15 protein-coding genes are annotated in these 13,049 nt (G+C 61.1%); 9 read left to right on the top strand and 6 right to left on the bottom strand.

Translation table 11 applies throughout. The features are described 5' to 3' along the window. Positions 1 to 83: 83 nt before the first annotated feature. The 3 genes from sucD to PXK01_RS11395 form a co-directional block, all read right to left on the bottom strand. Positions 84 to 971, bottom strand: coding sequence for a succinate--CoA ligase subunit alpha (sucD, locus tag PXK01_RS11405; RefSeq protein ID WP_274849135.1), 888 nt, complete (start codon positions 969 to 971; stop codon positions 84 to 86). 61 nt (positions 972 to 1,032) lie between these two features. Continuing rightward, a complete protein-coding gene (gene sucC, locus PXK01_RS11400; RefSeq protein WP_274849136.1) occupies positions 1,033 to 2,226 on the bottom strand; it encodes an ADP-forming succinate--CoA ligase subunit beta in 1,194 nt (397 codons plus the stop codon). Positions 2,227 to 2,594: 368 nt separating this feature from the next. Next, a complete protein-coding gene (locus PXK01_RS11395) occupies positions 2,595 to 3,008 on the bottom strand; it encodes a DUF4345 domain-containing protein (RefSeq protein ID WP_274860112.1) in 414 nt (137 codons plus the stop codon). An 81-nt stretch (positions 3,009 to 3,089) separates the two neighbouring features. On the opposite strand from PXK01_RS11395, the gene PXK01_RS11390 reads away from it, so the two are divergent. After that, positions 3,090 to 3,677, top strand: coding sequence for a TetR/AcrR family transcriptional regulator (locus PXK01_RS11390; RefSeq protein WP_274860111.1), 588 nt, complete (start codon positions 3,090 to 3,092; stop codon positions 3,675 to 3,677). A 179-nt stretch (positions 3,678 to 3,856) separates the two neighbouring features. On the opposite strand, the gene PXK01_RS11385 is transcribed toward PXK01_RS11390, so the two are convergent. Together PXK01_RS11385 and mdh are read right to left on the bottom strand one after the other, a co-directional pair. After that, complete coding sequence (locus PXK01_RS11385) at positions 3,857 to 4,453, bottom strand: hypothetical protein (RefSeq protein ID WP_274860110.1); 597 nt, start codon at positions 4,451 to 4,453, stop codon at positions 3,857 to 3,859. A gap of 271 nt (positions 4,454 to 4,724) precedes the next feature. Further along, positions 4,725 to 5,687: a malate dehydrogenase gene (gene mdh / locus PXK01_RS11380; protein WP_274847327.1), complete on the bottom strand. Its 963-nt coding sequence runs from the start codon at positions 5,685 to 5,687 to the stop codon at positions 4,725 to 4,727. A gap of 160 nt (positions 5,688 to 5,847) precedes the next feature. On the opposite strand from mdh, the gene PXK01_RS11375 reads away from it, so the two are divergent. Continuing rightward, positions 5,848 to 6,627: a sulfite exporter TauE/SafE family protein gene (locus PXK01_RS11375; RefSeq protein WP_274860190.1), complete on the top strand. Its 780-nt coding sequence runs from the start codon at positions 5,848 to 5,850 to the stop codon at positions 6,625 to 6,627. A gap of 72 nt (positions 6,628 to 6,699) precedes the next feature. Here PXK01_RS11375 and PXK01_RS11370 read toward each other — a convergent pair whose 3' ends face one another. Continuing rightward, the gene (locus PXK01_RS11370) at positions 6,700 to 7,014 is read right to left on the bottom strand and encodes a hypothetical protein (protein ID WP_274847328.1); all 315 of its coding nucleotides are present in this window, start codon (positions 7,012 to 7,014) and stop codon (positions 6,700 to 6,702) included. A 431-nt stretch (positions 7,015 to 7,445) separates the two neighbouring features. Between PXK01_RS11370 and PXK01_RS11365 the strand changes: the two genes are divergently transcribed. The 7 genes from PXK01_RS11365 (at position 7,446) to sdhA (ending at position 13,049) form a co-directional block, all read left to right on the top strand. Continuing rightward, complete coding sequence (locus PXK01_RS11365; protein ID WP_274860109.1) at positions 7,446 to 8,300, top strand: HpcH/HpaI aldolase/citrate lyase family protein; 855 nt, start codon at positions 7,446 to 7,448, stop codon at positions 8,298 to 8,300. Positions 8,301 to 8,337: 37 nt separating this feature from the next. Then, positions 8,338 to 8,886: an NnrU family protein gene (locus PXK01_RS11360; protein WP_274847330.1), complete on the top strand. Its 549-nt coding sequence runs from the start codon at positions 8,338 to 8,340 to the stop codon at positions 8,884 to 8,886. Between the two features lie 7 nt (positions 8,887 to 8,893). Then, positions 8,894 to 9,097, top strand: a complete 204-nt coding sequence (locus PXK01_RS11355) for a DUF1737 domain-containing protein (protein ID WP_065272517.1) — start codon at positions 8,894 to 8,896, stop codon at positions 9,095 to 9,097. Further along, positions 9,097 to 10,143 (top strand): MaoC family dehydratase, encoded by a 1,047-nt coding sequence (locus tag PXK01_RS11350; protein ID WP_274860108.1) that lies wholly within the window; start codon positions 9,097 to 9,099, stop codon positions 10,141 to 10,143. The genes PXK01_RS11355 and PXK01_RS11350 overlap by 1 nt, the downstream gene beginning before the upstream one ends. A 287-nt stretch (positions 10,144 to 10,430) precedes the next feature. After that, on the top strand, positions 10,431 to 10,820 hold the full coding sequence (sdhC, locus tag PXK01_RS11345; RefSeq protein WP_274847332.1) for a succinate dehydrogenase, cytochrome b556 subunit: 390 nt from the start codon (positions 10,431 to 10,433) through the stop codon (positions 10,818 to 10,820). 10 nt (positions 10,821 to 10,830) lie between these two features. Beyond that, the gene (gene sdhD / locus PXK01_RS11340) at positions 10,831 to 11,202 is read left to right on the top strand and encodes a succinate dehydrogenase, hydrophobic membrane anchor protein (protein ID WP_274847333.1); all 372 of its coding nucleotides are present in this window, start codon (positions 10,831 to 10,833) and stop codon (positions 11,200 to 11,202) included. Between the two features lie 38 nt (positions 11,203 to 11,240). Continuing rightward, on the top strand, positions 11,241 to 13,049 hold the full coding sequence (gene sdhA, locus PXK01_RS11335; protein WP_274860107.1) for a succinate dehydrogenase flavoprotein subunit: 1,809 nt from the start codon (positions 11,241 to 11,243) through the stop codon (positions 13,047 to 13,049).

The raw sequence follows: 13,049 nt of genomic DNA, 5'->3' as shown, positions 1-13,049 counted from the left end.
GGCGCACATGCAGTGCGGCGCCCGACCTTCCGATTGGGAAGGTCGGGCGCTGCCCGTGGCTGATATGATCAGCCACAGTCATCTTAGCCCAGCTCGATCGCTTTCAGCACCGCTTCACCGAGGCCCGCCGGGCTGTCGGCGACCACGATACCGGCCGATTTCATGGCTTCGATCTTGTCCTCGGCGCCGCCCTTGCCGCCGGCGACAATCGCGCCCGCGTGGCCCATGCGGCGGCCCGGAGGGGCGGTGCGGCCTGCGATGAAGCCAGCGGTCGGCTTCCAGCGGCCCTTTTTCTTCTGCTCGGCGAGGAAGGCGGCTGCTTCCTCTTCGGCAGAGCCGCCGATCTCACCGATCATGATGATCGAGGTGGTTTCGTCATCGTCCAGGAACATGTCGAGCACGTCGATATGCTCGGTGCCCTTGATGGGGTCACCGCCGATGCCCACTGCGGTGGACTGGCCGAGGCCGATATCGGACGTCTGCTTCACGGCTTCATAAGTTAGGGTGCCGGAACGGCTCACAACACCCACGCTCCCGCGTTTGTGAATGTGGCCGGGCATGATGCCGATCTTGCAGGCGTCGGGCGTGATGACACCGGGGCAGTTCGGGCCGATGAGGCGCGATGCGGAGCCTTCCAGCGCGCGCTGCACCTTCATCATGTCCAGAACCGGGATGCCTTCGGTGATGCAGACGATCAGCTCCATCTCGGCGTCGATGGCCTCCAAGATCGAGTCGGCTGCAAAGGGGGGCGGCACGTAGATGACGGATGCATTGGCTTCGGTCACGTGCTTGGCTTCGTGGACCGAGTTGAAGACCGGCAGGCCCAGGTGGTCCTGGCCGCCCTTGCCGGGGGTCACGCCGCCGACCATCTTGGTGCCATAGGCGATGGCCTGTTCAGAGTGGAAGGTGCCCTGCGAGCCGGTGAAGCCCTGACAGATGACCTTGGTGTTTTCGTCGATGAGGACTGCCATTTGGCGTTCTCCTTAGAATTCTGAGCTTTGGGGAAAGGTGGGTTGTCACCCACCCCAAGGATTAGCCTTTGACGGCTTTCACGATCTTCTCGGCGCCGTCGGACAGGTTGTCTGCCGCGATCACGTCCAGGCCGGAGGTGTTGATGATCTCCTTGCCCGCTTCGACGTTGGTGCCTTCCAGACGCACGACCAGCGGAACCTTGAGGCCGACTTCCTTCACCGCGGCGACCACGCCCTCGGCGATGACGTCGCAGCGCATGATGCCGCCGAAGATGTTGACCAGGATGCCTTTGACGTTGGGGTCAGAGGTGATGATCTTGAAGGCTTCGGTCACTTTCTCCTTGGTGGCGCCGCCGCCCACATCGAGGAAGTTGGCAGGCTCAGCACCGTAAAGCTTGATGATGTCCATGGTGGCCATCGCCAGCCCCGCGCCGTTCACCATGCAGCCGATCTCACCGTCCAGCGCGATGTAGTTCAGGTCGTACTTGGAGGCTTCCAGTTCCTTGGGGTCTTCTTCGGTGGTGTCGCGCAGCTCGGCGATATCGGGGTGGCGGTAGACCGCGTTGCCGTCGAAACCGACCTTGGCGTCCAGCACCTTCAGATCGCCGCTATCGGTCACGATCAGCGGGTTGATCTCCAGCATCTCCATGTCTTTTTCGACGAAGGCCTTGTAGAGCTGACCCATCAGCTGCACGCACTGCTTGACCTGCGCGCCCTTGAGGCCCAGCGAAAACGCGATGCGGCGGCCGTGGAAGGCCTGGTAGCCGGTGGCCGGGTCAACCGAGAAGGACAGGATCTTTTCCGGGGTCTCTGCCGCGACTTCCTCGATGTCCATGCCGCCCTCGGTGGAGCAGACGAAGGAAATGCGCGAGGTCTGACGATCCACCAGCAGCGCCAGGTACAGCTCGGTCTCGATGCCGGAGCCGGCCTCGATGTAGATGCGGTTGACCTGCTTGCCCGCCGGGCCGGTCTGGTGGGTCACAAGAGTGCGGCCCAGCATCTTTTTCGCTTCTTCGGCGGCTTCTTCCACCGATTTGGTCAGGCGCACGCCGCCTTTTTCACCGGCGTCGGCTTCCTTGAAGGAGCCCTTGCCGCGGCCGCCCGCGTGGATCTGCGCCTTCACCACCCAAAGCGGGCCGTCAAGCTCGCCCGCGGCGGTTTTGGCTTCGTCTGCTTTCAGCACAACGCGCCCGTCCGAAACCGGAGCGCCATAGCTGCGCAGGAGGGCCTTGGCCTGATATTCGTGGATGTTCATGAGAAACTGTCCCGTCTGGCTAATTTTGTCTTTGGTATAACGCCGTCATAGGGCAAAGGATTAAAGGGTTTTTTGATCGCTGTCCGGGAAATGATGAAGATTTTTCGGTTTTGTGATCACACGTTTGAAAAGCGTGATCACAAATTTCGTCACCCAGTCGATTGATTCGAGTGCCGCCTCGAATTTTATTCAAATCATCGAATGTTGTCAGGCGTTGTGCCAATGCCCCGTGGCTGCGGTTTGCCGCCTGCGTGCTGAGTGCTGGCTGATCGGGGAAATGGCCAGGTGGCCGGGCGGCGGATCTTGCACGAAAAGGGCCCCATCCGGGACAGGGTGAGGCCCAATTTTTCCCGGTTCCGGAGGCGGCCTCAGCCTGCGGCCAAGGCCTGCCCTGTGCCTGCGGTCTTGCCCTGCCGCATCAGGGCCAGCGCGCCAAGGCCAAGCGCCCATTCGATCGCCGTGACGGTGACCAGCGTTGCATCCGGCGCGCCGTCCAGCGCGATGCTGACGATACGGCCCAGACCGTAGCCCAGGTAGATCAGCGCAGAGAGCTGCAGCGCAGGCCGGATCTGGTTGCCCCGCAGCGCGGCCCAAAGCACGAAGACGCCCGAAAGAAGCAAGAGCATTCCGCCCGCCCGCAGATCGGATCGGATCAGCACGGAGTCCTGCAGGACCTGCCCCGAACTGGCGTAAAGCACTTCGGGCGCGAAGCTGAGCATGACGCCCACCATCATGAGAACGGCGGCAGAGAGAAACAGGAAGGGTTTGATGAGATAGGACATGGTTTCGATCGCTTTACATTGTGTAAGATTGCTGATTGGATGGCTCAAAATCTTACGTCGAGTCAAGCAAAATCTTACATCATGTCAAATAAGCGCGAAAAAACCCGTCACCTGCTGCTGGATACGGTTCTGTCCCTGCTGCTTGCGCCCGAAGGATCGCCGCTGCGGATGATCGACGTGGCTCGGGCGGCGGGCGTCACCCGGCAGACGGTCTATGATCACTTCTCCAACCGTTCGGAGATGCTGATCACGGCGATCCTGCATTTCGGGGATGGGCTAAAGATCGACGCCCGGCTTGCCCCCAGCCGCACCGCGCCGGACGGCAAAAGCCGCCTTGCGGCCTATACCCGCGCAATGCTGGAGTTCTACCCGCAGATCTACCCGCTGAAACAGGCGCTGATGGCGATGGGGCAGGGCGATGAAGAGGCGAAATCCGCCTGGGCCAACCGTATGGGCGCCATGAAGGACGGCTGCCGTGCTGCGGTGGCGGCGCTGCAGGCGGATGGGGATCTGCTGGACCATCTGACGGTGGATCGGGCGGCGGATCTGTATCTTGCGCTATTGAACATGGACAGCTGGGCGGCCTGCGTGTTGGACAGCGGCTGGGGTGCCGAGGAGTATCTAATGGAAATGCAGCGGGTGATTTCCCTGGCGCTGGTCAAAGACTGAATGGGTAAGAAAAGGTCATGTCTGCAAGGCGTTGGTCCGGTTTGAGCCCATTTCAACGGATGTTGCGGCCCGCATCAATGACCGCATTGTTAGCAGTCCACAAGATACCCGCTGCCTATGTGTCAATACCATGCCTAGGCCACGTAGTATGAGTGACTCGTATCGGACGTCACCGTGTACTAGTTAGCTTCGATCTTGTCGAAAAACACTCCGTGTTTGGCTTGCCACTTTGGCGTCATGGCAACATTTCCCAACAGTATGCCTGCATCTAAGCTGAGCAAAGCCTCTTCGTTTATCGGATCGCCATTGTTTCGATCTATGGTTTTGCGCACCACCATAACGCTATAGCGACAGCCAGCTATTTCTAAATAGGTCTTTCTGATCGTCTCGATCACGTACGTACCACGGTCGACCTCGTTCCCATTTACAAGGATAGCAACGGGAAAACTGTAGGACTTGCCCGCTTTTCCCAACTCAGACCGCTTTACATCTGCGTTTATCTTTAACTGGACGCGGCTGGATGAGGATTTGCGGTCAACCGGCACCACGCCATTCCAATATGTCGTGATAACTGTTTCTACTTTGCCGCTTCTGATAATCTCTCTTTGTTCAAGGACGGTACCGTCGTCAAAAACCGTATTTGTAACGGTGAAGCGTGGCTCTTCACGTGTCAGGTTGAACGAGCTGCCCTTTGTGAGGTCGATGCAGTTCGAAAGAGCTGGACCAGCCACAAGCGCCAAAAGTGCACTAACACATAGGTTTATCAGAGGTCGCATTTTCACCTTCTCCCCGACGGCTCTTCTCAAGTAACCCGTGGAAAGCTAGTCGTAGTTCTTGGTAATTGGTAGGTATTAGTTGTTTCTGATAATGATCAGCCCCCAAGCTTTTGGTCCGAACTTCTGTCGCCGAATGCATCAAAACAGTCGTTGGCACCGTCGCGGCGAAAGTCGGCTTCGTCCGCATAGCTGACCAACACGACCTGCTGACACCCCCAAAGAAAAAGGGCCCGGAGAACCGGACCCTTTTGGAAATCGCTTGGGGCTGATCTTACGCCAGCGAGGCGTCGATGCCCTTGCAGGCTTCGACCAGGCCCTGAACGGCCTTGACGGAGGTGTCGAACATCTCCTGCTCGGCTTTGTTCAGCTTGATGTTGACGATCTTCTCGATGCCGCCAGCGCCGATCACGGTGGGTACGCCCACATACATGTCTTTGACGCCGAGGTCGCCGTCGCAATAGGCGGCGCAGGGCAGGACGCGCTTCTGGTCCTTGAGGTAGGCTTCGGCCATTTCGATCGCCGAGGTCGCCGGGGCGTAGAAGGCGGAGCCGGTTTTCAGCAGGCCCACGATCTCGGCGCCGCCGTCACGGGTGCGCTGAACGATGGCGTCCATTTTCTCTTGCGTGGTCCAGCCCATCTCGACCAGGTCGGGGAGCGGGATACCGGCAACGGTGGAGTAGCGCACCGACGGCACCATGGTGTCGCCGTGGCCGCCCAGAACGAAGGCGGTGACGTCTTTCATGGAGACCTGGAATTCTTCGGCCAGGAAGTGGCGGAAGCGGGCGGAGTCCAGAACGCCGGCCATGCCGCAGACCTTGTGCGCGGGCAGGCCCGAGAATTTCTGCAGCGCCCAGACCATCGCGTCCAGCGGGTTGGTGATGCAGATCACGAAGGCGTCGGGGGCGTTGTCGCGGATGCCTTCGCCAACGGATTTCATGACTTTCAGGTTGATGCCCAGCAGGTCATCGCGGCTCATGCCGGGCTTGCGCGGCACGCCTGCGGTCACGATGCAGACGTCTGCGCCCGCGATATCGGCGTAGCTCTGGGTGCCTTTCAGCGAGGCGTCAAAACCTTCGGAGGGGCCGGATTCTGCGATGTCCAGCGCCTTGCCTTCCGGGGTGCCTTCGGCAATGTCGAACAGAACGACGTCGCCGAGTTCTTTCAGAGCTGCAAGATGGGCAAGGGTGCCACCGATCTGACCTGCGCCGATAAGGGCGATTTTGGGTCGTGCCATGGGGAAATCTCTCCGGTCCGGTTGAATTTGCAGCGATGCCTAAGCCTTAACGCTGCTTCGCGCAAGTGTTCTGCGCTGCGGCACGGGTTTTGCGCCGCTTGCCGCCTTTTGAGGCCTTCGGCTAAATGGTTTTGAAATAAGGGAGTTCCTTGCCGTGCAGATCCTGGAGGCCGGTCCGGTGTTTTTTGCCTTTGCGGTGCCTGCGGTGGTCTTTGCCGGGGTGTCGAAGGGGGGCTTCGGCTCGGGCGCGGCCTTTGCCGGCGTTTCGATTCTGGCGCTGATTGTCGAGCCGGGCCAAGCGCTTGCGCTGATGTTGCCGCTGTTGATGTTGATCGATGTGGCGGCGCTCAAACCCTATTGGCGGCGCTGGAATGGAGGCGATGCGCTGCTGCTGATCCTGGGCGGGCTGCCGGGGGTTGCCCTGGGCGCCTGGCTGTTCTCGGCCATCGATGGCGATGCAATGCGGCTGTTGATCGGCGGTCTTTCTGTCGCATTTGTGATCTGGCAGCTGCGTGCCCGTCTTGGCTGGGTGGCAAGGTCAGATCCACACATGCGGGGATCGGGCAGGGGAATTGCCCGGCGGATCACCGGGCTGAGCGCAGGGGCGACTGCCGGTTTCACCAGTTTTGTCAGCCACGCGGGCGGGCCGCCGGTGGCGGTCTACCTGCTCAGCCGGGGGCGGGCCAAGACCGAATACCAGGCGACAACGGTCCTGGTGTTCTGGGTGCTCAACCTTGCCAAGGCAGTTCCCTATGCGAGCCTTGGCCTGTTCAGTGCCGAAACGCTGACACTTGGGCTGATGCTGGCGCCATTTGCGCTGTTTGGCACATGGGCCGGGGTCCGGCTGCACCACCACATCCCCGAAGGCGTGTTTTTCGCCATCGCCTATGTGCTGTTGACCGTGACCGGTGCCAAGCTGATCTGGGACGGGCTGGCGTGACCCCGGAGCGGGCCGCACATCAGGCGGTCCGATCCATGGGATGCACACACAGCCCCGAGTAGGGATCCGGGATCAGGCGTCGTTGTCGGTGTTGGGCAGGGCTTCGGCCAGAACCTCATACGACTGGCCCGAGGCCATCAGGCAGGTCAGCCCGTTCGGCATCGTGACGGTGATGGTCCAGGTGCCGGATTCGGGAGAGGCAAAGGTCTCCATCACCATGCCCTGGCCGCCCAGACCAATGCTCTGGCGGCTTTCGCCGTATTTCTCGGCCAGTCGTTCCACGACCACCTCGCGCGGGGCGCAGTTGCGGCCCTGTGCAAAGGAGCTGGTTGCGGTCAGGACCAGAACGGCCAGGCCTGCTGCTGTTTTGAACATCGTCTTCTTCATGGGTTTTACCCTTTCCCGAACGGCCTGACAGGGAAGGAGGCAATAAGCTGCCTTCCTCCGAAGTCCCTAACACTGGGCCGGTTTTGCGTGACGTAATCGTTATGCGGGCCTTTGGCCCAGAGGAGTGCCGCAGCACCTGTGGCTTGCGGCGTTCTGTACGGACCGTCCTGGCCCCCGGGCAGGCGGATCATGGAGGGATTTGCTGTGTCCCGGACCGGCTGCGCGATAGAAAAACTCTGCCAAAGAGGTGCTGACAACTGGTTAATCCGGTGCGCATTCACGATTCGCTTCAGATTTCAAGTGGTTCTTTGTGGGGATTTTGCGATTTTTGCGCGAAATGCAGGCGTTTCTGCGCTGCGGCGGGAATTATCTTGAAAGTATCTATTCGAATCTGTACCGGTTTGCGCAACAAAATGACTTGGAGACTTCAGATGGACCCGCGTACCCGCCCCTATCGTTCGGTATTGTACATCCCCGGCTCAAAGCCGCGCGCGCTGGACAAGGCGCGTTCCCTGCCGGTGGACGCGGTGATCTTCGATCTGGAGGACGCGGTGTCGCTCGAGGAAAAGGACAATGCGCGCGACACCCTGGCAGAGGCGCTGGCGACGGGCGGCTATGGCGCCCGCGTGCGCATCGTGCGGATCAACGGGCTGGACACCCCATGGGGGCGTGCCGATGCCGAAGCCGCTGCCAAGATGGACTGCGATGCGATCCTCTTGCCCAAGGTTTCCTCCCCTGCCGATCTGGACGCGCTGGCTGAAATCACCGGTGACAAGCCGCTCTGGGCGATGATGGAAACCCCGCGCGGCATGTTGAACGCGAGTGAGATCGCGGCGCACCCGAAATTGCAGGGCATGGTGATGGGCACCAACGATCTGGCCAAGGAGCTGCAGACCCGCTTCCGCCCCGACCGCCTGCCGATGATGGCCGGCCTCGGCCTGTGTCTGCTGGCCGCCAAGGCGGAAGGCAAGATCATCGTCGATGGCGTCTACAATGCCTTCAAGGATGACGAGGGCCTGAAGGTGGAATGCGATCAGGGCCGCGACATGGGCTTTGACGGCAAGACCCTGATCCACCCGGCGCAGGTCGATGTGACCAACACCGCCTTTGCGCCGTCGGAGGCCGAGATTGATCTCGCCCGCCGCCAGATCACCGCCTTTGAAGAGGTCGAAGCCTCGGGGCAGGGCGTTGCGGTTGTCGATGGCAAGATCGTCGAGAACCTGCACGTCGCCACCGCGCGGGAAATTCTTGCAAAAGCGGATGCAATCGCAGCCATTTCGGCCTAGGTGTTAACAACGTTTAACACCTTGATCGGAGACTGATATGGCACTTTTGGTCCTAGGCATCCTACTGTGGTGGGCTGCGCATCTGTTCAAGCGCATCGCCCCCGGTGCGCGCGCATCCCTGGGCGACAAGGGCAAGGGCATTGTCGCCGTTGCTCTGGTTGTCAGCATCGTGTTGATGGTGATCGGCTATCGTTCGGCTGAAAGCTATGACTTGGGGATCTACCCCCCGTTCTTCCAGCATATCAACAATCTCCTGATCTTGCTTGCGCTCTACTTCACCAGCCCCGGACCCAGCAAGGGCGCGCTCTTTTACAAGATGCGCCACCCGATGCTCACCGGTTTTGGCCTCTGGGCGATTGCCCACCTGCTGGTCAACTGGGATCCGGCCTCTTTCGTGCTCTTTGGCGGGCTCTGGGCCTGGTCGATCGTGGAGAAGATCGTGATCAACCGCGCCGAACCGGACTGGACCCCGGGGCCCAAGGGCAGCATCGCCAAGGATGGCATGTTCTTTGTCGCCTCGATCGTGCTCTTGGCAGTGATCGGCTATATACACGGGCTGATCGGCCCCTCACCATTTCCGGGGTAACTGAGCCATGAAACTCTACCGCTTCCTGAGCGAAGACGACACTTCCGCCTTTTGTCACAAGGTGACCGATGCGCTGAACAAGGGATGGGAGCTTTATGGCTCCCCCACCCAGACCTTTGACCCGGTCAAGGGCATCATGCGCTGTGGTCAATCCGTGGTGAAAGAGGTGGAGGGCACCTATACACCTGACACAAAACTAGGAGAGCACTGATGGCCAAGACCACAGCTGCAAAAACCAATCCGGGGCGCTTTTTCGAAGACTACAAGGTGGGGGATGTGATCGCCCACGCGGTGCCGCGCACCGTTTCGGGGGGCGAACGGGCGCTGTATCACGCGCTCTATCCGGCGCGCCATGCGCTTTATTCCTCGGATGAATTTGCGCGCGCCTGTGGTCTGCCCGCATCGCCGCTGGATGATCTGGCGGCCTTCCACATCGTCTTTGGCAAGACTGTGCCGGATATCTCGCTCAACGCCGTCGCAAACCTCGGCTATGCGGAGGGGCGCTGGCTGCTCCCGGTCTATGAAGGCGATACGCTGCGTTCGGAATCCGAGGTGATCGGGGTCAAGCAGAATTCCAACGGCAAATCGGGCGTGGTCTATGTGCGCACCCGCGGGCTGAACCAGAACGACGAGATCGTGATGGAATACGTGCGCTGGGTGATGGTGCGCAAGAACAACCTCGATGCGCCTGCGCCCGAAACCGTGATCCCCGAACTCAGCAAGGTGATCCCGGCCTCGGATCTGAAAATCCCTGGTGGTCTGGATTTCAGCAATTACGATTTCACCCTTGCCGGTGAGGGCCATCGCTGGGGCGATTACGAGGTGGGCGAGACCATCGACCACGTCGATGGCGTCACCGTGGAAGAGGCCGAGCATATGCTGGCCACCCGCCTGTGGCAGAACACCGCCAAGGTGCATTTCGACGCCACCGCGCGCCCCGATGGCACCCGGCTGATCTATGGCGGCCATGTGATCTCGATGGCGCGGGCACTGTCCTTCAACGGTCTGGCCAATGCGCAGATGATCGTTGGCCTCAATGGCGGGGCGCATGCCAACCCCTGCCTGTCGGGCACCACCATCCGCGCCTGGTCCGAGGTGCTGGACAAGGCCGATACCGAGGCCCCGGGCGTCGGCGCCATCCGCCTGCGTCTGGTCGCGACCAGCGGCGGCGCGCCCTTCGCGCTGAAGGGCGAGGATGGCAAATACCTGCCCGAGGTTCTGCTGGACCTCGATTACTGGGCCCTGATGCCCAAGTAACAGGCCACCTCTGGCGCCTTTCCAGGATATCCGGGAGGGCGCCGGGCAGGCTGTGGTTGGGGCAATGCGGTCAGAGTGGCGCCAAAGCGGACAGAGCTGTGCGGCGCAGTGATTCTGCGCCTTTTGTGGCAAGTGAAGGTTTTGTGATCACTTAACTGACCGCCGTGATCACAATTCTCGTCTTTTCTGCACCGCAGTGAAAATATGGCGCGATTTTTACCGCTCCTTTGCGTGACAGCGCGCAAAAAACCGCTAAAACGTGGTCAGCTAACCGGAAAGGAGCCAACATGGCCGATGTCAATCGGGGCAATCGCCCGCTTTCGCCCTTTATGATTGGGCCGTATTACCGGCCTCAACTCACCTCCATCTCCTCGATCATGGTGCGCATCTCAGGCCTCGCGGTTCTGGGCGTGGCGCTTCTGGTGGTCTGGTGGCTGGTGGCTGCCGCGACCTCGGCCGAGTATTTTGCCATCGCCAATGCGGTGCTGACCAGCTGGTTCGGAGATCTGGTGCTGCTGGGGGCGACCTGGGCGCTTTGGTATCACACGCTGGGCCGCCTGCGTCACGTGATCTGGGATTTCGGCCATTGCCTTGAGGTCAAGGTGGCCGAGAAGCTCGGCATCGGCATGTTCGTCGGCGCCACCGTTCTGACCATCATTACCGTGCTCGTGGTGTAAGGAGACAGCCATGCGTTATCTGACCGACCGCAAGCGAGCCCAGGGGTTGGGCTCCGGGGGAAGTGGAACCCAGCAACATTGGCAGATGATGGTCCGCTCCATCATCATGGTGGTGCTGGTGCCGCTGTTCGTCATCACCTTCGGCATGGGGCTTGGCGGCTCTTACGAAGAGGTGCTGGCCTATTTCAGCCGTCCCTTCCCGGCCATCGTCATGGGATTGGCGCTGGTTGTGGGGATCTACCACCTGATGTGCGAAGCGCAGGAAGCGATCGAGGACTATGTGCACGGCACCAAGGGCAAGCTGACCCTGGTGGCGGTCAAGGCCTTTGCCTTCACGCTGATCGCGGCGAGCCTTTTTGCCCTCGTCAAGCTGGCCCTGTGAACCGGCCCTGTGAACCTGCGCGGTAAGGAACAAGAACAATGACAGCAGCATATGAATATGAAACCCACGAATATGATGTCGTGGTTGTGGGCGCCGGCGGCGCCGGTCTGCGCGCCACCCTCGGCATGGCCGAACAGGGTCTGCGCACCGCCTGCGTGACCAAGGTTTTCCCGACCCGCTCCCACACGGTTGCGGCACAGGGCGGTATCGCCGCCTCGCTCAGCAACATGGGACCGGACCACTGGCAGTGGCACATGTATGACACCGTCAAGGGCTCGGACTGGCTGGGTGACACCGACGCGATGGAATACCTGGCCCGTGAAGCGCCCAAGGCGGTTTACGAGCTGGAACACTATGGCGTGCCTTTCTCCCGCACCGAAGAAGGCAAGATCTACCAGCGTCCCTTTGGCGGTCACACCACCGAATTCGGCGAAGGCCCCGCGGTGCAGCGCACCTGTGCTGCCGCCGACCGGACCGGCCACGCCATTCTGCACACGCTTTATGGTCAGAGCCTCAAGAACAACGCCGAGTTCTACATCGAGTATTTCGCCATCGACCTGATCATGTCCGAAGACGGGCAGTGCCAGGGCGTTGTCTGCTGGAAGCTCGACGACGGCACCATGCATGTCTTCAACGCCAAGATGGTCGTGCTGGCCACCGGCGGTTATGGCCGTGCCTATTTCAGCGCCACCTCGGCCCATACCTGCACCGGCGACGGTGGCGGCATGGTGGCCCGTGCGGGCCTGCCGCTGCAGGACATGGAGTTCGTGCAGTTCCACCCGACCGGCATCTATGGCTCGGGCTGCCTGATCACCGAAGGTGCGCGCGGCGAAGGGGGGTATCTCACCAACTCCGAAGGCGAACGCTTCATGGAGCGCTATGCGCCCCAGTACAAGGACCTCGCGCCGCGTGACTATGTCTCCCGCTCCATGACCATGGAGATCCGCGAAGGCCGCGGTGTGGGTGAACATGGTGACCACATTCACCTGAACCTGTCCCACCTGCCGCCCGAAGCCCTGGCCGAACGCCTGCCGGGCATCTCGGAAAGCGCCAAGATCTTTGCCGGTGTCGATGTCACCAAGGAGCCGATCCCGGTTCTGCCGACGGTGCACTACAACATGGGCGGCATTCCCACCAACTACTGGGGCGAAGTGCTGAACCCCACCGCCGAGGATCCCACCGCCGTGGTGCCGGGTCTGATGGCCGTGGGCGAAGCGGGCTGTGCCTCGGTACACGGTGCCAACCGTCTGGGATCGAACTCGCTTATTGACCTCGTGGTGTTCGGCCGCGCCGCTGCAATCCGCGCGGGCAAGGTTGTGAACCCCGAGACCCCCAACCCCGAGCTGAACCAGTCCCAGATCGACAAGGCCTTTGATCGCTTTGACGGGCTGCGCAACGCAAATGGCGGCATTCCGACCGCCGATCTGCGTCTGGAAATGCAGCGCACCATGCAGGCCGATGCCGCCGTGTTCCGGACCTCGGAAACCATGGCCGAGGGCGTCGAGAAGATGACCGCGATCGCCGCCAAGATGGGCGATCTCAAGGTCACCGACCGCTCGCTGGTGTGGAACTCGGACCTGATGGAAACGCTGGAGCTCACCAACCTGATGCCGAACGCGCTGGCCACCATCGTTGGCGCCGAGGCCCGCAAGGAAAGCCGTGGCGCCCATGCGCATGAGGATTTCACTTCCCGTGACGACGAAAACTGGCGCGTCCACTCGGTCGCCCGCGTCGAGGGCAACAAGGTGGACCTCAGCTATCGTCCGGTGATCGTCGATCCGCTCACCACCGAGGACGAGGGCGGTATCAGCCTCAAGCGTATCGCGCCCAAGGCGCGGACCTTCTGA

Source organism: Phaeobacter sp. PT47_59 (assembly GCF_028890025.1).
Taxonomy (GTDB): domain Bacteria; phylum Pseudomonadota; class Alphaproteobacteria; order Rhodobacterales; family Rhodobacteraceae; genus Phycobacter.
The sequence above is the reverse complement of the archived record's forward strand: the minus strand, read 5'-3'. Positions and strand labels throughout refer to the sequence as shown.